The sequence below is a fragment of the Pedobacter soli genome (assembly GCF_900101435.1).
Classification (GTDB): Bacteria; Bacteroidota; Bacteroidia; order Sphingobacteriales; family Sphingobacteriaceae; genus Pedobacter; species Pedobacter soli.
The window spans coordinates 35,210-59,301 of the sequence record NZ_FMZH01000021.1 but is presented as its reverse complement, the minus strand read 5'-3'; the positions used below and the strand labels follow the sequence as shown (position 1 = coordinate 59,301).

Here is a 24,092-nt window from a genome sequence, read left to right as displayed (position 1 = left end):
AAAACACAACATCTATTTTCAGTTTTGAAACATCAATGCCTGCAAATAATCTGTAATTCATAACTTTGGGTTGTTAAGTGGAATAAATAACCTTGATGTTGAATGAAACTAAATCCCTTAACAGTCCGGCGAAGACTAAAATTCTATATGGTTCTTGTTCAACAAACGGCAGTGCTCTGATACAGGTTTTAGATATTTAATCTAGACAGAGTAATAGTTCAGCACTGCCGTTAAGGTTTTCTGTACAAATCTCAAACTTTTTTGATTATAACAAACCTAAGGGACAGATAAAAATGTAAACTGTAACAAAGGCATGCAATTTGATATCTAATTCGTAAATTGAGCAAAATCAATTGAAATAAAACACAAAAACCATAAAAATGAAAAGATTAATATTTGGGATTTTAGCTGCAGTAATTGCAGTAAGCACTTTAAGCTCTTGCGGGTATAACAGCATGGTTAAACTCGATGAGAACGTAAAATCGAAATGGGGAACGGTTCAAACCCAGTATCAACGGAGAGCAGATTTAATTCCGAACCTGGTGGCTACGGTAAAAGGTGCTGCCAAATTTGAGCAGGGAACTTTAACAGCGGTAACTGAAGCACGTGCTAAAGCTACCCAAATGACCGTTAAGGCTGATGAATTAACGCCAGAAAACATTCAAAAATATCAGGCTGCACAAGGTCAGCTGAGCCAGGCTTTGGGTAAATTATTGTCGATTACCGAAAATTATCCTGAGTTAAGGGCTACCCAACAGTTTAGCGATTTATCTGCACAACTGGAAAGTACAGAAAACAGGATTACTGTTGCCCGTAAAGATTTTAATGATGCAGTACAGGAGTACAATGGCAAAATCAGATCTTTCCCTACTAACTTAACCGCCGGTATGTTCGGCTTTAAGCCAAAAGGTTATTTCGAAGCTGATGCAACTGCCAAAGACGCACCTAAAGTAGAGTTTTAATCTTTTTAACCATAACATTTAAGGGTAGTAAATGTTTATCTGAACATTTACTACCCTTTTTACTTCACCATAAATTAAGCACATGTCGTTATTTTCGGATATTGAACAGGAAAAAATAGCCAATGCGATTGCCGATGCAGAAAAAGCTACATCGGGCGAGATCAGGATTGCTATTGATAAACGTTGCGAGGCTGATCCTTACGAAAAAGCCATCGAATACTTTGTTAAACTGGATATGGATAAAACAGCCAGAAGGAATGGCGTACTGATTTATCTGGCACACGTTGACCATAAATTTGCCATTATTGGCGATGTAGGGATTAACCAGCTGGTACCTGATGATTTTTGGGAAACCACCAAAATTGCCATGACGGCCCATTTTGCCAAAGGTGATTTAGCCGATGGTATTATTGCCGGTGTAACTTTGGCCGGAGAAAAACTAGCTTTGTTTTTCCCACCGCAAAAAGGCGATATTAATGAATTGCCTAACGATATTGTTTTTATGGATCGTCAAGAAAATAAGTAATGAAAAAAATATTTCTTTTATCGTTACTGGCTTTATTGTTCAACTTTGCTTTTGCGCAGGATTATCCCGAAAAACCCAATACCCTGGTTAACGATTACTCGGGTGTTTTATCTGCCGAACAAAAGCAGGCCCTTGAAAATAAGCTGGTAGCTTTCGATGATTCTTCATCTACACAGATTGCCATCGCGATATTAAAATCTGTTGGCGATTATGACATTAACGAATATGCCGTAAACCTGGGCAGGAAATGGGGTGTTGGCCAAAGTGGCAAAAACAACGGTATTATGATTGTTGTGGCTGTTGGCGACAGGAAAATCTCTATTCAAACCGGCTATGGTGTTGAAGGTGCCCTGCCCGATGTTTATGCCAAACGGATTATCGATAACGACATTAAGCCAGAGTTCAGGGCCGGAAATTATTATGCCGGATTGGATGCAGCAACTACTTCTATTATTCAATATACCAAAGGAGAATACAAAAACGATAACCCAAAAGTTGCGAACAGGAAAAGTGGTGGTGGCGGTGGCAGCATCGTTATCGTAATTATTATCATTATCGTAATTCTGATTATCATGAGAAGAGGCGGTGGCGGTGGTAGCGAAGTAATTGGAGGTCGTGGTGCTTCTAATGCCTTATTCTGGGCCATGCTTTTTGGCAGCGGCGGTGGTGGTCGCGGCGGCTGGGGTGGTAATAGCGGCTGGGGCGGCGGCTCTTCGGGAGGTGGCGGAGGCTTCGGCGGATTTGGAGGCGGAAGCTTTGGTGGTGGTGGCTCAAGCGGAAGCTGGTAGCACCATCAGTTTAATTGTTCATTGGTTCATTAGTCAATAGTTGGTTGTCAATAAACCTGAACTTTCCAACCTTACAACAGCTTTTAACTTTACAACACCATGTACAGAAAAGATTTAATTACAGCAGAAATACAAAAACTGGCAGAAGTGCTGGCCCGCATTATGGGCTTAAAACTGGAGGGTAAATTTAAAGAAGCCCAGTCGCTGTTCAACGAAAGTATGGAGAAAAGTTTCGCCTTGCCGGTAAACCTTTTGAAAGGAGCTGATTTGGCCGCTTTTGAAAAGTGGCTTAACGAAAGTGATCTTGCTCCTGAAAAGCTCGATTCGCTTAGCGAATTTCTTTATTACGAGTTGGGAATTAGCGCAGAAAGGAATTTAATTATCGCGCCTAAATTAAATTTTGTGTATCAGTTTTTATCAGACCGGCATAAGATTGTACATTTGGTTAACCTGCACCGGCAGAAAACGATACAACAATACTTGCGCTAAGCGTGTGGCGTATAAAAATCAATAATGAAACAGATGATTATAGAAAAGTGGCAGAAAATTGCCTCTAAATATTTAGTAAGGGAAAAGTGGGCTACTTTAAGGGTAGATGAAGTTAAACTACCTGATGGTCTAATTAAAGACGATTACTACGTTTTAGAATACCCCAACTGGGTTAATGCTATTGCCTTAACCGAAGCAGGAAAAATCATTATGGTACGCCAGTATCGTCATGCGGCCGATATTGTTTCGCTAGAAGTACCGGGTGGTGTAATTGACGGTGACGAAGCGCCAGAGTTTGCCATTAAACGCGAGCTTTTGGAAGAGACCGGATACAGCTTTAAAACCTGTAAATTAATTGCTGAACTTTATCCTAACCCAGCTACAGCAAATAACATCACTTTTACCTATCTCCTGACAGGTGGTGTTAAAACACATGAACAACACTTAGATGAACATGAAATTTTAAATGTAGAAGAATATACTGTTGACGAAGTAAAACAGTTGATTAGAGAAAATAAGATTGCCCAGGCTTTACATGTTGCGGCTTTATTTTACGGGCTCGAAGAAATAGCCAAAGGTTAATAAAATCTGAGACAGGCCCCTTATTCCTATCTCAGATTTTACAGTTAAAAAAAGCAGCCAGATTTTGAACATCTGGCTGCTTTTTTATTGAACAATAAGCCTGTAAAAGCTTAGCTCATTTTCAATTTTTTCTGGATATCGTGTACGTAAGCTTTAAACTTTTTATCGGTATCGATCAGATCTTCTACTGTTTGGCAAGCATAAATTACGGTACTGTGATCGCGGCCACCAAAGAAAGCACCAATTGTTTTTAGTGATGATTTGGTATGGCTCTTAGAAAGGTACATCGAAATCTGACGTGCCTGAACAATCTCGCGTTTACGGGTTTGTGATTTAACCATATCAACCGGAACTTCAAAATACTCGCAAACCAGTTTCTGGATGTACTCCATTGAAATTTCTTTCGAAGTATTTTTGATGAAGTTCTTCAGCATTTGTTTGGCTAATGCTAAATCGATTTCTTTTTTGTTCAAAGTAGCTTGTGCCAGCAATGATACCATAGCACCTTCCAGCTCACGCACGTTGTTATCAATGTTGTGCGCTACATACTCTACCACCTCACCTGGTAACTCAATACCATCGGCATACATTTTCTTTCTTAAGATGGCAATACGCGTTTCAAGATCCGGAATTTGCAGATCGGCAGATAAGCCCCATTTAAAACGGCTTAACAAACGCTCTTCTAAACCCGCTAAATCTTTTGGTGCTTTATCAGACGTCAAGATTACCTGTTTACCAGATTGATGTAAGTGGTTAAAGATGTGGAAGAAAATATCCTGCGTTTTTTCTTTTCCGGCAAAATTGTGCACATCATCCATGATGATTACATCCATAGCCTGATAAAAGTTAACGAAATCGTTAATGGTGTTGTTCTTTAATGAATCAACAAACTGCTGGCAAAATTTCTCGCAGCTTACATAAATTACCAGTTTATCTGGCATGCTGCGTTTAATCTCGTTTCCGATGGCCTGTGCCAGGTGGGTTTTACCCAAACCTACCCCACCGTAAATCATTAAAGGGTTAAAAGATGTACCTCCTGGTTTTGCAGCAACAGCGTAACCTGCCGAGCGTGCCAAACGGTTACAATCTCCCTCAATGTAATTTTCGAAAGTGTAGTTTGAGTTTAATTGTGGATCAACATTTAATTTCTTTAATCCAGGGATAATAAACGGATTTTTAATATCCTTATTAATGGAAACCGGAATCGGCATCGATTGTACCTTTGCCTCCGCGCCATTTCCATTTGAGGGCATATTGGTAGTATAAGGATTACCGCTGTTTGATGATTTATCTACAACGATATTATATTCCAACCTGCCATCCTCTCCAAGTTGTTTTTTTACCGTCTTGCGTAGCAAGCCTACATAGTGCTCTTCAAGCCATTCGTAAAAGAATAAACTTGGCACCTGTATAGTTAGAACCTTACCTTCCAATTTAAGGGCAGTTATTGGCTCGAACCAGGTTTTGAAACTTTGGTTCGGGATGTTATCCTTAATAATTTGGAGACAGTTCTTCCATACTTCTGTACAAGTTTTTTCCATTGCGATTTCTGTAATTTATTGGTTTTCAGTTCCGATTCGATATAAAGGGATGGTCCGTTTCGGGACTACGAATATTGAGAAAATTATCAACATTTTAAACAAAAATTTCAAATAAATCGTAACCCTCTGATAAGGAATAAAGTAGGTTGCTTAACCTCAATTTTTTATGTTAATAACTATTTATTAACACTGGTTATCCACATTTACAATTATTTAACGCGTTTGTCTCCGGTTAATTTCAAATCATCCTTAAAAAGCAAATTCCAAGCCATTTTAGGCATCATTTGTCAATATTATGCTAATCAATACACGAAAACACTGATAATCAAAGTGCTACAAAGTATAAATAATATGTCGTTTAAATACACACTTCAGGCTATCTGCCAATTAAAACCTGTAATACTTTTTTTGTAGCTATTATCCGACAGCGAACTGGTCATTTTGAATGAGGTATGCAGCCGCTCATCATCCTTCAGATCAGCTGATTATTAACATCACTAAACATGATTTTAATAAACTCCAAAGACGTCGCGCAGCACATCAGCAATCTCTCCGAGCGTTGCATACTTTTCAACAGCATCAATAATCAAAGGCATTAAATTGGTGTCGCCCTGTGCCGCTTCTTTTAATAAACGTAATGATTCATCTACCGCTGCCTGATCGCGCATTATTCTTAAATGTTCCAGTTTTTCTGCTTGGAGCTTACGAATAGAATCGTCGATATTAAAAACCTCGGTTAACCCTTCTTCTTCCTGCGTAAATTTATTCACCCCTACCGAAATCCGTTCGCCGCTTTCAATCTCCTTTTGATATTGGTAAGCTGCAGCAGCAATTTCATTTTGCATGTAATCGCTTTCAATCGCGTTCACCGAGCCACCCATAGCATCGATCCGATCGATATATACCCAGGCTGCTGCTTCAACTTCATCAGTTAAATTTTCTACAAAGAACGAACCTGCCAGTGGATCAACGGTATCAGTAACCCCGCTTTCAAAGGCAATAATCTGCTGGGTACGCAGGGCAATTTTAGCTGCTGATTCGGTTGGAAGTGAAAGCGCCTCATCGTAACCATTGGTATGCAGTGATTGTGTACCACCTAAAACTGCGGCCATAGCCTGATTGCTCACCCTGATTACGTTATTTAGCGGCTGTTGTGCCGTTAAGGTCGAACCACCGGTTTGGGTATGAAACCTGAGCATCTGGGCTTTTTCATCAGTAGCGCCCAAATCTTTGGTAATTTTAGCCCACATGCGCCGCGCAGCCCTGAATTTTGCAATTTCTTCGAAAAAGTTATTGTGGCAGTTAAAAAAGAAAGATAACCTTTTGGCAAAAACGTTAATGTCTAAACCTTTGTTTAAAGCTGCTTTTAAATAGGTTCTGCCGTTAGCGAGCGTAAAAGCAAGTTCCTGCACCGCTGTCGAGCCCGCCTCACGAATATGGTAACCCGATATAGAAATGGTATTCCACTTTGGCACCTCTTTACTGCAAAACTCAAAAATATCGGTTATTAAACGCATCGATTGCTTGGGTGGATAGATATAAGTACCTCTGGCAGCATACTCTTTTAAAATATCGTTCTGTATGGTCCCCGAAATTTGCTTTAAATCTGCTCCCTGCTTTTTAGCCAGCGCAATGTACATGGCCAATAGAATAGATGCCGTTGCATTAATGGTCATCGACGTGGTGATTTCTTGCAGCTTAATGCCATCAAACAAAATTTCGATATCCTGAAGCGAATCAATAGCCACCCCTACTTTCCCAACTTCGCCATCTGCCATTTCATGATCAGAATCATAACCTATCTGTGTAGGCAAATCGAATGCAACCGACAAGCCTGTAGTTCCCTGAGCCAGTAAATAATGATAACGCTTGTTTGATTCTTCTGCAGTAGAAAAACCGGCATACTGCCGCATCGTCCACAAACGACCGCGATACATATCTTTTTGTATTCCCCGGGTGAATGGGTATTGTCCGGGCTGTTCTTCCATTGGCCTTGCCGAAGTATACAGCCCTTTTATTTCAATACCTGATGTAGTGGTGTGTTTCTTCGTGCTCATATGTTTGGTTTATTGGTCATTGGTTCATGGGTGAGGCAAACTGCCAACTTTAAACTGCATACTCTATTATCGGTAATCGCGTCCAAACTGCAAACGCTCAACTCCAAACTGTATAACGGTTAACTGTTCAAACTGGTTAATTGGTTAACTGATGCCAAGCACTCAACTTCAAATTACATAAAATAACAAGTTCATTAGTCATTCGTGCATTGGTAAAGCAAACTGCCGACTTTAAACTGCATACTGTATTATCGGTAATTGCCTCCAAACTCCAAGCCCCCAACTCCAAACATGTTCAGTAGTTCATTGGTCATTGGTGACTGCAAACTGCCCATTGGAAACTGCGTGATGCTTAAAACAACCGGGCAATATCTTTCTTAATCAACTCTAATGTTAAATCGTAAGGATTTTCATCAATAGTAGCCATGTGCTGCAAAATAGCTTTGCTCAGTTCAATTCCGTTCGATCCGTTAGGCAAACCCTGAACAGCATTATTAATCATGCCGATAGTATCATCTTTCAATTTACGCACCACACTCCAGGTTACCGGATCTACATACAATTGTTGGGTAATGTTGTGCTGGTATTCTGCACGTACTTCACTTAAAACACCAGCCTGTAAAGTAGCTAAATCAATACCTTGCTGATGGAGGCGCACCAACAGGTTAGCCGGGTTAATGCGGTCAACAAAGATGATTAACCGCTCGTGTGCCTGTAATCTTAACGGTAAAATATGCGCCCTGGTTTCTTTATTCAGTTCAATGGTTTTTAAATTAAAGAAACGTTGGATATCGCCCTTTAAAATATAATAAACAGCCATTAGCGCACCGAAAACGCCTGCGAATAAGATCACTACATCAATTAAAATCTGTTGGGTATTCATAAGTATTGTTTATATACGGTAATATTAGCTGACCGTTAAAAGCAAAAATGTGCATTATTATTTATATTTGTGACAGATAAAATTTAAATAACATGAGCACAACAGTTGATACATCATTTGCACCAGTTACTTTTTCGGAAGGAGCAGCCAAAGAGTTATATAAATTAAGAGATCAGCAGGAAATTGGCGAAGATTACGGCTTACGCGTTGGTGTTGAAGGTGGCGGTTGCGCTGGCATGAACTACGTGCTGGGTTTTGACCAGAAAAAAGATGGCGATCAGGAGTTTTTGATCGATGGCATTAAAGTTTTCATGAACAAAGCACATCAAATGTACTTAATGGGTATGATGATCGATTGGCAAGATGGCTTAAACTCACGCGGTTTTACCTTCATTAACCCGAATGCTACCAGCACCTGCGGCTGTGGTACGAGTTTCTCGGCATAAATAAAATATTATTGTAACATATCGTGTAGTCCCCTTGTCTAAACATCGGGACTTTTTTTATTTTTACACATAAAGGTTTAAGACAAAGGTGTAGGGTACAAGGCTAATCCCATCTTCATACTTGATACTCAATACTATACTTGGTACTTACAATAAATGAATTACAGAGAAAACATCAGACTGGCATTAGAATCTATTAAAGGTAACCGTTTGCGTACCATGCTTACCGCCTTAATTATTGCCATAGGTTTAATGGCTTTGGTTGGGATTTTAACCACACTTGATGCTGTAAAGAAAAGTATGACCGATGCCTTTAGCAGCATGGGGGCTAATTCATTCACCATCCGTAACCGTGGTACAGGTATCAGAATTGGTAATGGTAAAAGGCCAAAACCTTTTAAAGCCATCCGTTACGAAGATGCCATTAAATTTAAAGATAGTTTAAATACGCCGGCCAAAGTAGCGGTTAGTGTATTTGCCAGCGGTGGTTCTACTGTAAAGTACGGCAGTTTAAAAACCAACCCGAATATTAATGTGCAGGGTATAGACGAAAATGGGTTGGCCTCCCAAGGCTTAAACCTATCGCAGGGCAGGAATTTTAGCGTTTCTGAAATTCAACTGGGCAGTAATGTTTGTATTGTTGGTGGCGAGGTGGTAGAAAAACTATTCAAAGATGCAGATCCGCTTGATCAACTGATTAATGTAGGTAACAACCGCTTTAAAATTGTGGGGATTTTGGCTAAAAAAGGTTCGAGTATGGGCTTTAGCGGCGACAGGGCTGTTTATGTTCCTTTGTTAAAGGCGAAACAGATCAATGCAAACGCCAATCCATCTTACACCATTACTGTAATGGTGCCCAGCAATGAAATGCAGGAAACGATTATCGGAGAATCTACCGCATTATTCAGAAATATCCGTAAGGTAAAAGTAAACGAGACCAATAACTTCGAAATTACCAAGAGCGATGCCATTGCGCAAACCCTGTTCGAGAACCTAGCATTTGTGGCCATTGGAGGGGTAGCCATTGGTATTATTACATTAATAGGCGCTTCCATCGGTTTAATGAATATTATGCTGGTTTCGGTAACCGAACGTACCCGCGAAATCGGGATCCGTAAAGCAATTGGTGCCAACCCGCAGGTTATACGTCGCCAGTTTTTAATTGAAGCCGTTGTAATTTGCCTTATGGGTGGTGTACTTGGCATATTTTTAGGCATTGTACTTGGAAACATTATATCGCTGGCCATGGGCGGAGCATTTCTAATTCCCTGGCTGTTTATTATAGGCGGTTTTGTACTGTGTGTTTTTGTTGGTATTCTTTCGGGATATTATCCAGCTAAAAAAGCCTCAAAATTAGATCCGGTAGAGGCATTGAGATACGAATAAAGGTTAACCGGTTAATTGTTTGAACTGGTTAATTGCAGGCTTTTAGAAAGCTAAGCTTACTTATTAATTAAAATATTAGAGTAGTAAGATTAGGCTATTTGAGCAGTTAACCACTTAACCGATTCAAACAGATAAACAATTCTAAAGCAAGGCATTCCCCAGCTGGTGCTGACTCAACAAGTTTTCGATTAAAGGTGTACTTAAGCTATCTTCTAACGCAGCGGCATGCTTTAAATGGTGCATATCGCTACCGATAAAGTCGATCAGGTGATTTTCGACCATTTCCTCGGCTACTTTTTTTGCGCCGTTACCATAATAGCCTGTTAAGGCAATCGTATTGAGTTGCAAAAGACAGCCTGTTTCCCTGATCTGCTGGTAATTTTCGAAAGCATGGTGATAATACGGATATCTTTCAGGGTGTGCTAGAACAGGTTTATAACCCGCATCCTGCATCATTTTGATAAAATCGAGCAGGTTTTGAGGTGCATTGATATAAGAAAGCTCAAAAAGGAGGTAATTGGATCCAAAAGTTAACACCTCTTTCTGCCTGATCTTTTTCTCAAGGGTTTCATCCAGATAATATTCTGCAGCTGCATCGACCTCGAGTTCTATTTCAGCTTCTTTTAGCCCGTTTCTCAATACATCAAGTCCGCGATTAATGCTATCGGGTGTATTGCGGTAATAATCGGCCATGATGTGCGGGGTGGCAATCAGCTTATGGTAGCCCAGGGCTTTAAATTTTTTAGCCAGCAATAAAGAATCTTTTATTGTTTGTGCGCCATCATCAATACCCGGGATGATGTGCGAATGCATATCTGTTCCAACACTGGAGAAATTAAATTCGGGTACTATTTTTTTCTTTTTAAATAATCCGAACATAATGGTCGATCATCATTTTAACTTATTTCCTTCGGCAGATTACTGGCTTCGGCTGCAGCTGCAAATTTAGAGGAATAGATTTTATGGAGCAAATGATTAAAATCTTCGCTCAGGTCAAATTGATGGTCTTCGTGAAGTTTTTTAAATTTATTTAAGGTTACCGCGGTTGTTTTCAGATAAAATGTTGTAAATAATATCATAAAATCGCGGTAACCAAAAATTGATTTCCTGTAGTCGAAAGGAATGGCATTGAGAATGAACACTTTCAGTTCCACCTCTCCTAACGGATCTTTTGTAACCTTATAAAAATGATTAACCATGGTGATCATCTTCCGGACTTTTACCAAAGCTTCCTTTGCATTCAGCTTGTGTAATTCCGAAATCTGCTCCTCTACATCGGCCTTAATCTTCTCTTTACGGTCGTTTAAATCCGTTTCATCCTCCAACAATTTATAATGAAGGTGTTCGGTAAGCACTTTATCCTTAGCAATTAAACGCAGCAGTAGCTTGTCTTTTTCTTTAACAGGTAAGCTGGTAATTGCTTCTTTAAGATCTTTGTGCTCCGATAACTTCATTTAAAAAGGGTTAGCCTTAATGTATTTTTCCCACTCCCATGCCGAGCGCATCATTTCGTTGATATCCAAGCTGGCTTTCCAGCCCAGTTGTTTATTCGATTTCTGTACATCGCCATAAATCTGAACAATATCTCCTGCTCTTCTCGGGCCAATTTTATAATCCAGCTTTTCGTTATTTACTTTTTCAAAAGCAGCAATGATTTCTAAAACTGACGAACCTTTACCGGTACCAATATTGAAAACATCGTAATTGCCATTTGGGTTTCCGGTTTCTAAAAGTTTAATGGCTGCAACGTGTGCTTTAGCCAAGTCAACCACATGGATATAATCGCGGATAGCTGAACCATCCGGTGTATCGTAATCATTGCCATAAACGGTAATCGGGCCGCGTTTACCAATAGCAGACTGTGTAATAAATGGAACCAGGTTTGCCGGAACGCCATTTGGCAATTCGCCAATTAAAGCCGTTTCGTGTGCACCAACCGGGTTAAAATAACGCAAAGCGATAACATTTAAATCAGGCGTTACTGCTGCTGTTTCGGCTAAAATTTCTTCGGCAATTTGTTTGGTGTTACCATAAGGCGATTCTGCCTTTTGTACCGGCGCAGCTTCAGTTACTGGTAAGCTTTCTGGCTGACCGTAAACAGTACATGAAGAAGAGAATACGAAATTAATTTTTCTGTTGAATGAGGTTAACAGGTTAATTAATCCGTAAAAATTATTTCTATAGTATTTTAAAGGTTGTTCTACCGATTCGCCAACTGCTTTTGAAGCCGCAAAGTGGATAATTCCATCAATGTCGGTATTTTTTTCAGCGAATTCCTGTACAGCTTTATCATCCTGTAGGTCAATTTCATGGAAATCGAACCATTTGCCGGTAATAGCATGAAGCTGGGTTAAAATTTTAATGTTCGAGTTAGAGAGGTTATCAACAATAACAACTTCATAACCTGCATTGTGTAATTCTACTGCTGTGTGCGAACCGATGTATCCTGTTCCACCGGTAACTAATATTTTTGCCATTTTAACGGTTAAATGTGGTAAAGTCTTTATGATCAATTTTGGCCAAAGCCTCTGCAGGCAATGACTTAAAGTATTCGTAGGTAATTTTTAATCCCTCAGCACGACCAACTTTCGGCTCCCAGCCCAATATCTCTTTCGCTTTGGTAATATCGGGTCTGCGTTGTTTCGGATCATCTTGTGGAAGCTCCTTGTACACAATTTTTTGCGAAGTGCCGGTTAGTTTGATAATTTCTTCGCAAAACTGCTTGATGGTAATTTCATCGGGGTTACCAATGTTTACGGGTTGCGCATAATCGCTCATCAGTAAGCGGTAAATCCCTTCAATCAGGTCATCCACATAACAGAAAGAGCGGGTTTGGCTGCCATCACCAAAGATGGTTAAATCTTCGCCCCTTAGCGCCTGCCCGATAAAAGCGGGTAAAACACGACCATCGTTCAATCGCATTCTTGGACCGTAAGTATTAAAGATCCTTACAATGCGGGTTTCTACACCATGAAAAGTATGGTAGGCCATAGTTATGGCTTCCTGAAAACGTTTGGCTTCATCGTAAACACCACGGGGACCAACAGGATTTACATTACCCCAGTACTCTTCTGGCTGTGGGTTAACATTCGGGTCGCCATATACTTCGGAAGTTGAAGCAATAAGCATCCGCGCGTTTTTATTTCTGGCCAATCCCAACAGGTTGTGAGTACCTAATGAACCAACTTTAAGGGTCTGGATTGGAATTTTAAGGTAATCGATCGGACTTGCCGGTGAGGCAAAGTGTAAGATGTAGTGAAGTTTCCCCGGAATATGCACAAACTTGGAAACATCATGGTTGTAAAACTCAAAATTTTCGAGTTTAAACAAATGCTCAATATTTGCCATATCGCCCGTAATCAGGTTATCCATTCCGATAACATGAAAGCCCTCTTTCACAAAGCGATCACAAAGGTGCGAACCTAAAAATCCGGCTGCACCTGTAATCAAAATTCTTTTTCGACCCATTTTAATCTATTAGTTTTCTACCTATGCTATTATAATAATAGCCAAGATCGATCATTTTTTGCAAATCATACAAATTTCGACCGTCGAAAACCACTTTATTTTTCAAAATATTCTCAATTTTATCAAAATCGGGGTTGCGGAAAACCGACCATTCTGTTGCAATCAACAGTGCTTCAGCACCTTCCAATGCTTCGTACTGGTTTTTGGCGTATTTAATTTTATCGCCCAGAATATTTTTAACATTGGTCATCGCTTCCGGATCAAAAACGGTAACGGTAGCACCGTTCTTAACCAGCTCATCAATAATATACAAAGCTGGCGCTTCGCGGATATCGTCGGTTTCTGGTTTAAAAGCCAAACCCCAAAGTGCAAAGTGTTTGCCTTTAATATCGCCTTTATAATATTTTAATACTTTATCAACCAGGATTGTTTTTTGTCTTTCGTTAACCTCCATTACCGATTTTAAAATCTGGAAGTCGTATGCATAATCATCGGATGATTTAACCAGGGCCTGTACATCTTTCGGGAAACATGAACCACCATAACCCACACCCGGGAAAAGGAAACGTTTTCCGATACGGTCGTCAGAACCTATACCACGTCTTACTGCATCAACATCAGCACCAACCAGTTCGCAAAGGTTTGCAATCTCGTTCATGAAGGTAATTTTGGTAGCAAGGAAAGAATTTGCCGCATATTTAGTCAGCTCAGAAGAACGCTCATCCATAAAAAGAATCGGGTTTCCCTGACGTACGTATGGGGCATACAATTCGGTCATTAGTTTTTTAGCCTTTTCGCTTTTAGTACCCAAAACCACGCGGTCTGGTTTCATAAAGTCGTCAACAGCTACACCTTCTCTTAAAAACTCAGGGTTCGAAACCACATCTACCTCTACCGAAGTATTTTCGGCAAAAACAGCCTTTACTTTATCGGCAGTCCCCACAGGAACGGTTGATTTGTTGACGATTACTTTATAATCGGTAATCAGTTTAGAAATATCTTTAGCAGCACCTAAAATATAAGAAAGATCGGCAGCACCATCGCCACCCGGAGGAGTTGGCAAAGCCATAAAAATAATCTGCGCATCTTTCACGGCATCAGCAAGATTGGTGGTAAAAGTTAATCTGTCCTGTTCAATATTTCTATGGAACAAAAGATCTAAACCTGGCTCGTAAATAGGCACTTCGCCAGCCTGCATTTGTTTTACTTTTGCTTCATTAATGTCAACACAAATAACATCATTTCCTGTTTCTGCTAAACAGGTTCCGGTAACTAAACCTACGTATCCTGTACCAATAACGGCTATTTTCATCTAGAGTATAATTTATTTTGTCTGTAACGAAACGATTCTGACTTATCTAATTGTCTTGATTTATAGGCTAAATCCCGAAGGTTTCATATATTATTAAGCTTTTTAAATATATTACTTTTATCTTGGCACGAAGATATGAAATTACACTAATGCTTTTGCTTTACATAATCGGAATTCGGGTTTACATTTTACTAATAAGGATCTTTTCACTATTTAATCCTAAGGCTAAACAATTTATAAGCGGCCGTAAAAACGTCTACACACAAATTGCCCAGCGCATTAATCCAAACGAAAAACACGTTTGGTTCCATTTTGCGTCTTTAGGCGAATTTGAGCAGGGACGGCCGGTTTTAGAAAAATTAAAAAAACTTTACCCGGCTAAAAAAATCGTGGTTACCTTTTTTTCACCTTCCGGATATGAAATTAGAAAAAATTATGCTTTAGCTGATGTTTTTTATCTGCCCATTGATACTCAAAAGAATGCAGACAGGTTTATTGAAAGTATTAATCCGGAGATGGCGATTTTTACCAAATATGAATTCTGGCATTTTTACTTTAAGGCGCTAAAAGACCGCGGTATCCCTTTATATGTAATATCGGGTATTTTCAGGGAGAATCAGGCATTCTTTAAATGGTATGGAGGCTTTTACCGCAATATACTAAAAGCGGTTACTTACTTTTTTGTACAGAACCAAGAAAGCGAAAAACTGTTAAAATCAAATGGCTTAAACAATGTAGCCGTTAGTGGCGATACCCGTTTTGATCGTGTTTATGAAAACGCACAAACACCCAAACATTTACCTTTAATTGAGCAGTTTATAGCTGGCCATCCCACTTTAATTTGCGGCAGCACCTGGCCCGAAGACGAGAAGCTACTGGCTGCTTTGCCCGCAAAATACCCGGATTGGAAATTCATTGTTGCCCCGCACGAGATCCACACCAGCCATATCGAAAGTATAGAAAAACAGTTTCCGGTTGGCAGTTTGCGGTTTTCAGTATTCAGTGCGCAGTTAGAAGCTAACAATGCTCAAATCTCAGATCTCAAATCTCAAATCTTAATCATCGATAACATCGGTATGCTTTCGGCATTGTATCAATACGGAAAAGTGGCTTATATTGGTGGCGGTTTTGGAGCCGGTATACACAATACCTTAGAAGCTGCCGCTTTTGGTTTACCTGTAATTTTCGGGCCCAAATACGATAAATTTCAGGAGGCTAAAGATCTGATTGCCATTGGAGCAGCGAAAAGTATATCATCAGCAGCAGAACTGACTAATGCTTTTAATGGTTTTGCAGATAACAAAAATGCCGCTGAAGCAGCCAAAAAATATGTGACAGATAAAAAAGGGGCTACCGATCAGATTATTTCGGTAATTACGAAATGAGCTTAGCCTGGGCTATTTCTGCTACAATAGCATCTATTGACTGATCGATTGAGACAGTCAAAACATCCTGCTCCTCAGCTTGCGGTTCTTCAAGCGTATCGAACTGGCTTTGCAACAGGCTAGACGGCATGTACTGATGCGAACGCTTCATAATCCGGTTGTGGATTAAATCGAAACTTCCCTTTAAATAAACAAAGCTGATGGCCGGATTATCAACCCGCAGCAATTCGCGATACGCCTTTTTTAAAGCAGAGCAGGCAATAATACAAGAGGTGCCATGAGCTACATGCTCACGGCCAACTTTAGCGATGAGTTGAAGCCAATCTAAACGATCTTCATCGGTTAGAGGAATTCCAGCAGCCATTTTATCTACATTGCGTTGCGAATGTAGGTTATCGCCATCAATAAATTCGGCCTGTATTCGTGGTGCAAGGGCTTTTCCTACCACGGTTTTACCACTTCCCGAAACGCCCATTAAAATGATAAAACCTGCCATTTCAGAATTATTTAATCATTCCGGCTAAAGCCTCAATAAACACCGGGCTATCATTTAAGCTTTCTACCAGCTGTACATGCTCTCCTCCTAACTCCCTGAATTCTTCGTGGTATTCTACCGTAATTTCGTAAAGGGTTTCCAGGCAATCGGCAACAAAAGCCGGACTAAAAACCAGTAAACGCTTTTTGCCTTCTCCTGCCAGCTTTTTCAATACATCGGTGGTGTAAGGTTGCACCCAGGGTTCTTTGCCCAAACGCGACTGAAAACAAACGGTATATTTTTCTTTTGGCAGGTTTAATTCAGCAGCAATTAATCTGGCTGTATGATGCCCTTGTGCTGAATAGCAAAATTTATTGGTATCGTTTAAGGTTTGGCAACAATCGCTGCTTTTTAAGCAGTAGCTACCGGTATGATCGCACTTTAACAATTGGCGTTCTGGCAAACCATGAAAACTGAACAACACGTGATCATAGGTATCTATTTGATGTTTTCTTGCATTTTCTGCAAAAACCTTTATCATTAATTCGTTATCATGGAAAGAGTTAACAAAGGAAATTGGCGGCACAGTTGGCCATTTACTCACCAACTCCATAACCAGCTGTATAACTGAACCACTACTGGCCGAGGCATACTGCGGAAACAACGGAATAACCTGTATGCTTTCTACCAAACCCGATTTAAGCTTATCGAGTGCCGAAGCAATTGAAGGATTTTGGTAACGCATGGCCAGCTCTACATGGTATTCGTCGCCCAGCCTTTCTTGCAGCATTTTTGCCTGCAGCTTACTGTAATACAAAAGTGGCGAACCATTTTCGTCCCATATTTCGCGGTATAATTTAGCAGTTTTAGGGCTACGGAAAGGAACGATAATCCCTTTAACCAATAGTGTACGGTTTAGTTTAGGAATATCAATTACCCTTTCATCCATCAAAAACTGATCAAGATATTTTTTGACATCGGCTGTTGCCGTACTATCGGGTGTTCCTAAATTTACCAGTAAAATTCCCTTTTTGCTCATTGATATTAAAATATGTTATTTGCGCAAATATCGCTTATTTATTGTTTTTAACCTATGTTAAAAAGTGATGAAAAACATTTTTTCGTCAACAGAAAATAATATTAACGGCTATTATTCCCAACTTGTTTATCCCGGGTGGTTATGAAATTGTCAAATCATTGATTATGAAATCTGATCTAGCGTCAGCTGGTAACAGTTGACACCAAGATAGCTTTTATTTTGTCTTATACAATTGCCACCAGGGCATACCCGGCTTTTGATGATGTTCTAAATGATAGCCAAAAAAGTAGCATGTAATGAAAGCAACGAAATGGTTTTTCCTGAGTGTGGTCGAATGATATTCGTTATCGTGCTCGCCCTTATGTGGCAAATAAGTGCCAAAATAAAACAATTGAAAAGTGCTTAGCAGTGATGGCAATACCCAAAAAAGTAGCAGATTTTGCTCCGGAACCCAGATTTTCAAAATATTATAGGCAACAGCCATAATTATAAGCTGTGTTACTGTTACATAATTGAGCATAAACCTGAAATACCACTTCCAGAAACCATGCGGTGCAAAATCAGGATCGTTTACTGTATGTACATGATTGTGGTGCTGATGGTGTTTGGTGTACAAACGATTATAGAAAAAACCAGCATATAAAAATACCGCAAGGTAACCGAAAAAATTGTTTAAGTTTTTATTGGCCGAAATTGTACCGTGCATGGCATCGTGTGCGGTAATAAACAAACCGGTATACAAATGCATTTGCATCAATACCATTAGGTAAACCAAAGGATTTGTCCAACTGAACTGCCAGTTTAACAAGAAAAAAAGTGAAATGAACCAGCAGGCAATTAGCAAAATTGCTACAACAGAACCAATCCACGATTTTCTATTATCCATGGTTTAAAGTAATAAATCAATTTTATTATTATTTACCAAACTAAAAAGCAACATCATTGGTTTTGATAACCTTAACTTTAAAATTGGTTGGCGTCATCTCGCTCCAAATCCAATTGTAATGTTCAATGATTTTAACTGCACTTAAATGTGGCCTATCGGCAGTGGTATGTGCATCTTCAATAACAGTTACATTGTAATCTCTGGTAATAGCCGACTTCACTGTAGAATCGACACAAAAATCAGTAGCACAACCTGCTATATATAGTTCGGAAATGTTGTTTTGAAATAGGATCTCATTTAAATGAGTATTATAAAATGCATCATTAGCTGATTTTGAAACCACATGATCAGTATCACATTTGATTAATTCTGGTAAAAGTTTCCAATCTGAAGTATGAGGCAGAAAAATATTCTCTTTAGAACCATCATGTTGGATAAAAATTACCTGATCACTATTCTTTCTGAAATAATTGGATATTTTATTTATTCGCTCAATAACGCCTAAGGTATCATATCGCAAATCGTAAGGTTTAAAACTACCAATCTGCATATCTATTATTAATAATGCTTTCATCTAAATAACAGTTATTAACGGATAGATTTTTATAATTAATATTCTTCCAATCTGGCTTTTACCTTTTCCATCAGCCACATTGGCGTAGAGGTTGCACCGCAGATACCTACTTTATCATTTTCTGCAAACCAGCTTTGCTCCAACTCTTCAACATTCGAAATGAAGTAAGAATTTTCGTTGTATTTTTTACATACATCGTAAAGTACTTTACCGTTGGATGATTTTTTTCCTGATACGAAAACGATTTTATTGTAATGGCTCACAAAATCTTCCAGTTCTTCATAACGATTAGATACTTGCCTGCAAATGGTATCGTTAGCCTTTACCTCGTAGCCACGACTCAATAACTCATCTTTAATGTGGTAAAATTTATCGGTGCTTTTAGTGGTTTGACTATATAAGGTAAACTTAGCAGGTAATTCAACATTATCGAGTTCTGCCAAATCCTGAAAAACAATTGCTTTACCATCGGTTTGCCCTTGCAAACCAATTACTTCGGCATGGCCGTGCTTGCCAAAAATAAGTACTTGCTCATCATCATCGTGCGAGTTTTTAATCCGGTTCTGCAGTTTTAAAACCACCGGACAAGAGGCATCAATCAAGGTAAGGTTATTTTCTAAAGCCAGCTGATAAGTAGATGGAGCTTCGCCATGTGCCCTGATCAGTACTTTTTCATCGCGTAAATTCTTTAAAATTTCGTGATCGATGATTTTCAGCCCCCGGTTAGTTAACCGCTTTACTTCTTCATCATTGTGTACAATATCTCCTAAACAATATAAATAACCATCGTTATCCAAAATGTCTTCGGCCATTTCTATGGCATACACTACACCAAAGCAAAAGCCTGATGATTTATCAATGTTGACCTGTAAGTTATAACCCATTGCAATGCAAAATTAAGCAAAAATATTTGTTCCCGTTGTCATGTATAAGACAACAAAAAAGATAAACTGTGCCACAAACATTGTTGTACCCAGGTATTTTTGCTGCTTAAGGCCAAGTGCGTAGTAAAACTTCAATAAAATAACCGAAACAATAAACCAGGCCACATAATTCTGACCCGGGATTTCGTGCCAGTCCCATTGCCAATAGTTAAATTTCATGGCTACAGGTTCAAGAAAGTAATCGAAAATAACCAATGCGAGGGCGCCTAGTGCAGAAGCGAGAATACTGTTTCTAATCTTCAGGCTCTTCATCATCTGCCCTACACTAAAAATCAGGATTACCCAATTTACCCCCATCAACAAAGGCACAGCAGCAATTTTGTAACCCAGTGTAGGCCCATAATAATAACTGCCGAATATTTTACCGGTGTGAACACCCAAAACTTCGACCAGAAAGCCGCATAGAAAAACGCCCGAAACAAATAACAACAAACGTTTAACATCCGCATTGTAGGCAAAAACAATTACGGCAAACATCAGCAATAAATGGAAAGGAACGAGTTTAAGGAAATAAGGTTGGGCAGCAGGAATTAAAAAGCCGAGCAAACCAACCAAATGAAAAACGATAATTACAGCAACTGCAATTCTTTTAACCTTTAAATCGTTTTGATCGTTCTGCCCTTCCATGTGCCTGTTTTAAAAATATGCTTTTTTATAGAAATCAATGAAATAATTAAGAAGAATAACATCTGAAAAGGATGCAATATCAAATTGACCAAAACATTTTGTCCTGATAAATAAGAAATCATTATTCTACTTAAAATTATTAAAGTTAATGGTAACACCAATAAAGTAACATTAAAGTTTAAGATTAAAATTACCGGACCAATAGTTACCAAAAGCTGGTAAAATAATAAGATTAAGATGTTATTACCAAAACCTGCGAGTAAATTTTTACTAAAACCGGCAATACTTTCGTTCAGTCCCTTGTACATCCTGCAATAAATCAGTCCGTTGGCTAAAAGTGCTTCGGCATTAAATTTTTCGAGTTTAACACGCTTCATAATCTCTACATCCTCTACAACTTGCCCTTTTACCTTTTCGTGCCACTGGTTTTCGCTGTAGTTATGGGCATTAAAAAACATACACTGTCCGCTTGCCGCAGCAAATGCCGGATTTTTTGAAAGTTTAACCAACCGTAACGGCAATAAGTTTAGCAAAATAAAATGCATCAAAGGTACCGTTAAGCGCTCACCTATCGATAGCATCACCTGATTGGTAAAAACGCTAAGCAATGCCAGGTTCCCCGTTTCCATGCGGGCAATTAAACTGTTAATCAGTCCGCGATTGATGGTTTCATCGGCATCAATAAATAAAAGGTAATTTCCGGTAGCCAATTCTGCAAGCTGGTGGCAGGCAAAGTTTTTCCCAAGCCAATTTGGTGGAAGCTCTTGCCCTTTAACGATCCTGAAATTGGGTTTTTGTACACAAAACGCTTCTACCAGTGCAAAGGTTTCATCGCTACTGTTGTCATCCAAAACGATTACCTCGTAGTTGGTATAGTCCTGATTGCGGATAGATATTAATAAGTCGAGTATATTATCAGCTTCATTCCGTGCCGGAATCAGGATTGAAGCCTTCTGATGGTAATGCTTAATTACCCCAGGCAATTTAGGGTTGGATAGAAAATTGAAAACGGTAACCGAAAACCTGATGACCAGAAAAATCAGTACCGCGTAAATAAAAATTGTCATTCAGTAATTTGCGTTTGTTTAATAACCGATTGATCGTAATGTTTATTGTACGCACTTTTCAACAACTGTAAGCTCACATATTCTTCGGTCTCCCAATTTTGGAGATAAGTATGTGCCGAGGGCTTTCTTTTGGCAAAGTAATCGATAAATGTGGCGGCAAAAATGATATTGATCTTTTTTTTACTGGCATTAATCATTTGCATAACGCCTTTTTCGAAACTGATACTTTTTAAATGATTAGAATACAATTTGCCCTGCGGAAAAACGAGCACGAGGTTATTTGGATCATCTAACAATTCGCCAGCGTAACTGAGGGTATCTAAAACATCTTTTCCTTTGCCTTCGGCAGCAAAAGCACCTAAATATTTCAAAAAGCTAACCTTATTGTAATTATCGGCATTAACCAATACATGAAACCGCTTTTTAAACACCTTTTTATTGAGGTAAAAGATAAAAAAACCATCCCACCAGCTGAAATGATTGGCCAGAATAAGCATTGAAGCATCAGTTTTGATTTCAATGTTATCGAAATGAAAGGCTGTGAAATCTTTTTTAATGATAAACTGAATGTACCAGGAGAAAAAGCTAAAAATCAAATTATTTTTCCGGGGTTGATACATTTCGGGAAATTGCAAAAAAATGAGGTGAATTGCAAATGTATTGACGCATCCGTGTTACGTCTTACATTTGCACTTAACTCAAATACACCCGGTCTTCTTCGCCTTCTACATCCATTACCACATCTACATGCTCTTTTAAAATGGTTGCCAGTTCGAGGCCAACAAAATCGGTTGCAATAGGAAAAATTTTATGGCTTCTATCCACCAAAACCACCGTACGTATTTTTTTATGCGGTGTATTTAAGAAAACGCCCAAGCCATAAGCTAAGGTTTTGCCACTGTTTAAAACATCATCAACAATGATGATCACTTTGTTTTTCCAGTGGCTTTCGTCTAAATCAGTTGAGGCTACCAGCTTGCTGCTCTCTTTTTGCAAATCGATGCGTAGCAATGTTACTTTAAAGCCAGAGATTTTTTTAAGCACTTTTTCTAACCTCAAGGCCAGTTTATAGCCGCGGTCCCAAATTCCGGCAAGCACAATTTCTTTTTCGTTCAGGTTATCTTCTAAAATCTGATAAGCGATACGATCTATCTTTTGTTGAATTTGTTTCTTGTTTAGAATAAGTAATTGTGATGCGGCCATTGTATTAAAAGGTTGAATACAAAAAGAACGATTTTAAGGATGAAATTCAAACTATTTGAAAAATAATTTCGATTGCCTGCAACGTTTTGACCTTAACTGCGTCTTATTAATACCAAAAACAAAATCCCAGGCTGTTATTACCCTAAAAACCAGGTTTGCCAGTCTAATAATCATTTAACGAAGAGCACTATGAAAACCCTTACCCAATCTGCAATCATTTTATTTGTGATCGTGAGTAGCTATATGGCCAGAGCACAGGAAACTAAAAATGTTGCCGTGAAAAACTTTAACAGCATCGGTATTAGCAGCGGAATAGACTTATACCTTACCCAAGGTGGAAATGAAGGCGTAAGCATTCAATCTGATAGCGAAACCCTGAAAAACATTGTAGTAGAACAAAACGGAGCCAATGTAAACATCAAATTTAAAGATGGTATTAATTGGGGTGGACTGTTTAAAAACCGCGTAATTAAAGCTTATGTAACCTATAAAAGCTTAAATACGATTGCTGCATCGGGCGGTTCGGATGTATTTACCCAGAATCAATTAAAAACAGATAAACTGGCTATCCGTTCTTCTGGCGGTTCAGACCTGAAACTGGATGTGGTTTGTAATGATTTATCCATCCAATCGAGCGGTGGCAGCGATATCGATTTAAAAGGCAAAGCCGAAAACATGACCATCCAATCAAGCGGAGGAAGTGATATTGATGCTTACGGTTTTATTACCAATTATGCCAAAGTACAAGCGTCTGGAGGTTCAGATGTGGCTATTTACGTAAACAAAGGCCTTGAAGCTTCAGCAAGCGGCGGTGGCGACGTACATTATAAAGGAAATGCATCACTGAAGAAAACATCGAGCTCAAAAAGCGGAGATGTGAGACACGTGAATTAAGAAAATTTAGTTTAGTTTAATGATAACTCGCTGCTTTGTGGATACAAAGCAGCGTTTGTTTTTTTAGGGGGATTGCACAGATTGAAGGATTACACCGATTTGTACGACATTATATACCTAGGCTCCGGACTACTGACTCCAGACTATCTTTTCTTATACGGGTAATAAATAAAATTGGCACCTTCCGGAACAATCACGAATACGCACATAAAATCTTCAGGCTTTTTATAAACTTTTAAAAAGGGTTCTTTTTTCTCTTTACTGATAATTCCTTTCTCTACAAATTCTTCTAAAGTAGAAGCCTGTATTGTCCAATTGGTATTAAGTTCTTCTTTATTTAAAATCAGCTCACCAATATTCACTTCGTGCTGATGTGCAATAAAAATAGGGTACGCCGAAATGCCTTCAACCATAATCTCTATAGCCACTTCTTTTATCGCATCGGTATAAAGCTCCAGGTCCTTTTCCAAACTTACCAGCGGACTTTCGTGTTTCTTTTGAGGCGTCCCACCGTCTTCTGGTGTTGCGCTTAACAATTCTTCTCTATCCATTTTTTGT

27 protein-coding genes are annotated in these 24,092 nt (G+C 39.1%); 9 read left to right on the top strand and 18 right to left on the bottom strand.

From position 1 onward, the window contains the following. Positions 1 to 380: 380 nt before the first annotated feature. From BLR37_RS24510 to BLR37_RS24490, 5 genes are all read left to right on the top strand, one after another. A complete protein-coding gene (locus tag BLR37_RS24510; protein ID WP_039480897.1) occupies positions 381 to 962 on the top strand; it encodes a LemA family protein in 582 nt (193 codons plus the stop codon). Between the two features lie 82 nt (positions 963 to 1,044). Continuing rightward, positions 1,045 to 1,488 carry a TPM domain-containing protein gene (locus BLR37_RS24505; RefSeq protein ID WP_090773288.1) on the top strand — a complete coding sequence of 148 codons (444 nt, stop codon included), beginning with the start codon at positions 1,045 to 1,047 and terminating at the stop codon, positions 1,486 to 1,488. Further along, positions 1,488 to 2,276 carry a TPM domain-containing protein gene (locus BLR37_RS24500; protein WP_090773286.1) on the top strand — a complete coding sequence of 263 codons (789 nt, stop codon included), beginning with the start codon at positions 1,488 to 1,490 and terminating at the stop codon, positions 2,274 to 2,276. Before BLR37_RS24505 ends, BLR37_RS24500 begins: the two co-directional genes overlap by 1 nt. Before the next feature lie 99 nt (positions 2,277 to 2,375). Further along, a complete protein-coding gene (locus tag BLR37_RS24495) occupies positions 2,376 to 2,765 on the top strand; it encodes a hypothetical protein (RefSeq protein ID WP_090773284.1) in 390 nt (129 codons plus the stop codon). Between the two features lie 33 nt (positions 2,766 to 2,798). Continuing rightward, the gene (locus BLR37_RS24490; RefSeq protein ID WP_090773296.1) at positions 2,799 to 3,347 is read left to right on the top strand and encodes an NUDIX hydrolase; all 549 of its coding nucleotides are present in this window, start codon (positions 2,799 to 2,801) and stop codon (positions 3,345 to 3,347) included. Positions 3,348 to 3,457: 110 nt separating this feature from the next. Here BLR37_RS24490 and dnaA read toward each other — a convergent pair whose 3' ends face one another. The 3 genes from dnaA to BLR37_RS24475 all read right to left on the bottom strand — a co-directional run bounded on the left by dnaA (position 3,458) and on the right by BLR37_RS24475 (position 7,828). After that, positions 3,458 to 4,888, bottom strand: a complete 1,431-nt coding sequence (gene dnaA, locus BLR37_RS24485) for a chromosomal replication initiator protein DnaA (protein ID WP_025145530.1) — start codon at positions 4,886 to 4,888, stop codon at positions 3,458 to 3,460. A 509-nt stretch (positions 4,889 to 5,397) separates the two neighbouring features. Next, entirely contained in the window at positions 5,398 to 6,945 is a 1,548-nt protein-coding gene (locus BLR37_RS24480) for an acyl-CoA mutase large subunit family protein (RefSeq protein ID WP_090773282.1), read from the bottom strand. A gap of 352 nt (positions 6,946 to 7,297) precedes the next feature. Then, entirely contained in the window at positions 7,298 to 7,828 is a 531-nt protein-coding gene (locus tag BLR37_RS24475; protein WP_090773279.1) for a DUF7935 family protein, read from the bottom strand. 92 nt (positions 7,829 to 7,920) lie between these two features. Between BLR37_RS24475 and BLR37_RS24470 the strand changes: the two genes are divergently transcribed. Further along, entirely contained in the window at positions 7,921 to 8,274 is a 354-nt protein-coding gene (locus tag BLR37_RS24470; RefSeq protein WP_039480636.1) for a HesB/IscA family protein, read from the top strand. A 156-nt stretch (positions 8,275 to 8,430) separates the two neighbouring features. Continuing rightward, on the top strand, positions 8,431 to 9,660 hold the full coding sequence (locus BLR37_RS24465; protein ID WP_090773277.1) for an ABC transporter permease: 1,230 nt from the start codon (positions 8,431 to 8,433) through the stop codon (positions 9,658 to 9,660). 141 nt (positions 9,661 to 9,801) lie between these two features. Here BLR37_RS24465 and BLR37_RS24460 read toward each other — a convergent pair whose 3' ends face one another. Genes BLR37_RS24460 through BLR37_RS24440 form a run of 5 tightly spaced genes read right to left on the bottom strand, consistent with a single transcriptional unit; the run spans position 9,802 to position 14,440 of the window. Then, the gene (locus BLR37_RS24460) at positions 9,802 to 10,539 is read right to left on the bottom strand and encodes a tyrosine-protein phosphatase (RefSeq protein ID WP_090773275.1); all 738 of its coding nucleotides are present in this window, start codon (positions 10,537 to 10,539) and stop codon (positions 9,802 to 9,804) included. Between the two features lie 17 nt (positions 10,540 to 10,556). Beyond that, on the bottom strand, positions 10,557 to 11,114 hold the full coding sequence (locus BLR37_RS24455; protein ID WP_090773273.1) for a hypothetical protein: 558 nt from the start codon (positions 11,112 to 11,114) through the stop codon (positions 10,557 to 10,559). Then, positions 11,115 to 12,137: a UDP-glucose 4-epimerase GalE gene (gene galE / locus BLR37_RS24450; RefSeq protein ID WP_090773271.1), complete on the bottom strand. Its 1,023-nt coding sequence runs from the start codon at positions 12,135 to 12,137 to the stop codon at positions 11,115 to 11,117. It lies immediately after the preceding gene. 1 nt (position 12,138) lies between these two features. Next, positions 12,139 to 13,128, bottom strand: coding sequence for a UDP-glucuronic acid decarboxylase family protein (locus BLR37_RS24445; protein ID WP_039480652.1), 990 nt, complete (start codon positions 13,126 to 13,128; stop codon positions 12,139 to 12,141). A 1-nt stretch (position 13,129) separates the two neighbouring features. Further along, positions 13,130 to 14,440, bottom strand: coding sequence for a UDP-glucose dehydrogenase family protein (locus BLR37_RS24440; RefSeq protein WP_090773270.1), 1,311 nt, complete (start codon positions 14,438 to 14,440; stop codon positions 13,130 to 13,132). Between the two features lie 122 nt (positions 14,441 to 14,562). On the opposite strand from BLR37_RS24440, the gene BLR37_RS24435 reads away from it, so the two are divergent. Further along, the gene (locus BLR37_RS24435) at positions 14,563 to 15,825 is read left to right on the top strand and encodes a 3-deoxy-D-manno-octulosonic acid transferase (RefSeq protein ID WP_341844588.1); all 1,263 of its coding nucleotides are present in this window, start codon (positions 14,563 to 14,565) and stop codon (positions 15,823 to 15,825) included. On the opposite strand, the gene BLR37_RS24430 is transcribed toward BLR37_RS24435, so the two are convergent. From BLR37_RS24430 to BLR37_RS24390, 9 genes are all read right to left on the bottom strand, one after another. Continuing rightward, positions 15,815 to 16,321 (bottom strand): gluconokinase, encoded by a 507-nt coding sequence (locus BLR37_RS24430; protein WP_090773267.1) that lies wholly within the window; start codon positions 16,319 to 16,321, stop codon positions 15,815 to 15,817. The genes BLR37_RS24435 and BLR37_RS24430 overlap by 11 nt on opposite strands. A gap of 7 nt (positions 16,322 to 16,328) precedes the next feature. Then, positions 16,329 to 17,339, bottom strand: coding sequence for a ferrochelatase (gene hemH / locus BLR37_RS24425; protein WP_090773265.1), 1,011 nt, complete (start codon positions 17,337 to 17,339; stop codon positions 16,329 to 16,331). Positions 17,340 to 17,553: 214 nt separating this feature from the next. After that, positions 17,554 to 18,225 (bottom strand): fatty acid desaturase, encoded by a 672-nt coding sequence (locus BLR37_RS24420; protein ID WP_090773263.1) that lies wholly within the window; start codon positions 18,223 to 18,225, stop codon positions 17,554 to 17,556. Positions 18,226 to 18,265: 40 nt separating this feature from the next. After that, a complete protein-coding gene (locus BLR37_RS24415; RefSeq protein WP_090773261.1) occupies positions 18,266 to 18,799 on the bottom strand; it encodes an isochorismatase family protein in 534 nt (177 codons plus the stop codon). A gap of 35 nt (positions 18,800 to 18,834) precedes the next feature. Beyond that, positions 18,835 to 19,683, bottom strand: coding sequence for a 4-hydroxy-3-methylbut-2-enyl diphosphate reductase (locus BLR37_RS24410; RefSeq protein ID WP_090773259.1), 849 nt, complete (start codon positions 19,681 to 19,683; stop codon positions 18,835 to 18,837). Between the two features lie 12 nt (positions 19,684 to 19,695). Next, the gene (locus BLR37_RS24405; RefSeq protein ID WP_090773257.1) at positions 19,696 to 20,370 is read right to left on the bottom strand and encodes a carotenoid biosynthesis protein; all 675 of its coding nucleotides are present in this window, start codon (positions 20,368 to 20,370) and stop codon (positions 19,696 to 19,698) included. Beyond that, positions 20,340 to 21,437 carry a glycosyltransferase family 2 protein gene (locus tag BLR37_RS24400; RefSeq protein ID WP_090773255.1) on the bottom strand — a complete coding sequence of 366 codons (1,098 nt, stop codon included), beginning with the start codon at positions 21,435 to 21,437 and terminating at the stop codon, positions 20,340 to 20,342. Before BLR37_RS24400 ends, BLR37_RS24405 begins: the two co-directional genes overlap by 31 nt. Then, positions 21,434 to 22,033: a 1-acyl-sn-glycerol-3-phosphate acyltransferase gene (locus BLR37_RS24395; RefSeq protein ID WP_244154750.1), complete on the bottom strand. Its 600-nt coding sequence runs from the start codon at positions 22,031 to 22,033 to the stop codon at positions 21,434 to 21,436. The genes BLR37_RS24400 and BLR37_RS24395 overlap by 4 nt, the downstream gene beginning before the upstream one ends. Before the next feature lie 97 nt (positions 22,034 to 22,130). Then, positions 22,131 to 22,640 carry a phosphoribosyltransferase family protein gene (locus tag BLR37_RS24390; protein ID WP_090773251.1) on the bottom strand — a complete coding sequence of 170 codons (510 nt, stop codon included), beginning with the start codon at positions 22,638 to 22,640 and terminating at the stop codon, positions 22,131 to 22,133. Between the two features lie 189 nt (positions 22,641 to 22,829). On the opposite strand from BLR37_RS24390, the gene BLR37_RS24385 reads away from it, so the two are divergent. Continuing rightward, a complete protein-coding gene (locus BLR37_RS24385; protein ID WP_090773249.1) occupies positions 22,830 to 23,534 on the top strand; it encodes a head GIN domain-containing protein in 705 nt (234 codons plus the stop codon). Between the two features lie 143 nt (positions 23,535 to 23,677). Here the strand turns inward: BLR37_RS24385 and BLR37_RS24380 are convergent, their stop codons facing one another. Next, the gene (locus BLR37_RS24380) at positions 23,678 to 24,085 is read right to left on the bottom strand and encodes a hypothetical protein (protein WP_090773247.1); all 408 of its coding nucleotides are present in this window, start codon (positions 24,083 to 24,085) and stop codon (positions 23,678 to 23,680) included. Positions 24,086 to 24,092: the final 7 nt, after the last annotated feature.

Excerpts from the sequence above, each read along its gene's own strand:
- BLR37_RS24510 (WP_039480897.1), top strand. The coding sequence starts at position 381 with ATGAAAAGATTAATATTTGGGATTTTAGCTGCAGTAATTGCAGTAAGC.
- BLR37_RS24505 (WP_090773288.1), top strand. The coding sequence starts at position 1,045 with ATGTCGTTATTTTCGGATATTGAACAGGAAAAAATAGCCAATGCGATT.
- BLR37_RS24500 (WP_090773286.1), top strand. The coding sequence starts at position 1,488 with ATGAAAAAAATATTTCTTTTATCGTTACTGGCTTTATTGTTCAACTTT.
- BLR37_RS24495 (WP_090773284.1), top strand. The coding sequence starts at position 2,376 with ATGTACAGAAAAGATTTAATTACAGCAGAAATACAAAAACTGGCAGAA.
- BLR37_RS24490 (WP_090773296.1), top strand. The coding sequence starts at position 2,799 with ATGATTATAGAAAAGTGGCAGAAAATTGCCTCTAAATATTTAGTAAGG.
- dnaA (WP_025145530.1), bottom strand. The coding sequence starts at position 4,888 with ATGGAAAAAACTTGTACAGAAGTATGGAAGAACTGTCTCCAAATTATT.
- BLR37_RS24480 (WP_090773282.1), bottom strand. The coding sequence starts at position 6,945 with ATGAGCACGAAGAAACACACCACTACATCAGGTATTGAAATAAAAGGG.
- BLR37_RS24475 (WP_090773279.1), bottom strand. The coding sequence starts at position 7,828 with ATGAATACCCAACAGATTTTAATTGATGTAGTGATCTTATTCGCAGGC.
- BLR37_RS24470 (WP_039480636.1), top strand. The coding sequence starts at position 7,921 with ATGAGCACAACAGTTGATACATCATTTGCACCAGTTACTTTTTCGGAA.
- BLR37_RS24465 (WP_090773277.1), top strand. The coding sequence starts at position 8,431 with ATGAATTACAGAGAAAACATCAGACTGGCATTAGAATCTATTAAAGGT.
- BLR37_RS24460 (WP_090773275.1), bottom strand. The coding sequence starts at position 10,539 with ATGTTCGGATTATTTAAAAAGAAAAAAATAGTACCCGAATTTAATTTC.
- BLR37_RS24455 (WP_090773273.1), bottom strand. The coding sequence starts at position 11,114 with ATGAAGTTATCGGAGCACAAAGATCTTAAAGAAGCAATTACCAGCTTA.
- galE (WP_090773271.1), bottom strand. The coding sequence starts at position 12,137 with ATGGCAAAAATATTAGTTACCGGTGGAACAGGATACATCGGTTCGCAC.
- BLR37_RS24445 (WP_039480652.1), bottom strand. The coding sequence starts at position 13,128 with ATGGGTCGAAAAAGAATTTTGATTACAGGTGCAGCCGGATTTTTAGGT.
- BLR37_RS24440 (WP_090773270.1), bottom strand. The coding sequence starts at position 14,440 with ATGAAAATAGCCGTTATTGGTACAGGATACGTAGGTTTAGTTACCGGA.
- BLR37_RS24430 (WP_090773267.1), bottom strand. The coding sequence starts at position 16,321 with ATGGCAGGTTTTATCATTTTAATGGGCGTTTCGGGAAGTGGTAAAACC.
- hemH (WP_090773265.1), bottom strand. The coding sequence starts at position 17,339 with ATGAGCAAAAAGGGAATTTTACTGGTAAATTTAGGAACACCCGATAGT.
- BLR37_RS24420 (WP_090773263.1), bottom strand. The coding sequence starts at position 18,225 with ATGGATAATAGAAAATCGTGGATTGGTTCTGTTGTAGCAATTTTGCTA.
- BLR37_RS24415 (WP_090773261.1), bottom strand. The coding sequence starts at position 18,799 with ATGAAAGCATTATTAATAATAGATATGCAGATTGGTAGTTTTAAACCT.
- BLR37_RS24410 (WP_090773259.1), bottom strand. The coding sequence starts at position 19,683 with ATGGGTTATAACTTACAGGTCAACATTGATAAATCATCAGGCTTTTGC.
- BLR37_RS24405 (WP_090773257.1), bottom strand. The coding sequence starts at position 20,370 with ATGGAAGGGCAGAACGATCAAAACGATTTAAAGGTTAAAAGAATTGCA.
- BLR37_RS24400 (WP_090773255.1), bottom strand. The coding sequence starts at position 21,437 with ATGACAATTTTTATTTACGCGGTACTGATTTTTCTGGTCATCAGGTTT.
- BLR37_RS24390 (WP_090773251.1), bottom strand. The coding sequence starts at position 22,640 with ATGGCCGCATCACAATTACTTATTCTAAACAAGAAACAAATTCAACAA.
- BLR37_RS24385 (WP_090773249.1), top strand. The coding sequence starts at position 22,830 with ATGAAAACCCTTACCCAATCTGCAATCATTTTATTTGTGATCGTGAGT.
- BLR37_RS24380 (WP_090773247.1), bottom strand. The coding sequence starts at position 24,085 with ATGGATAGAGAAGAATTGTTAAGCGCAACACCAGAAGACGGTGGGACG.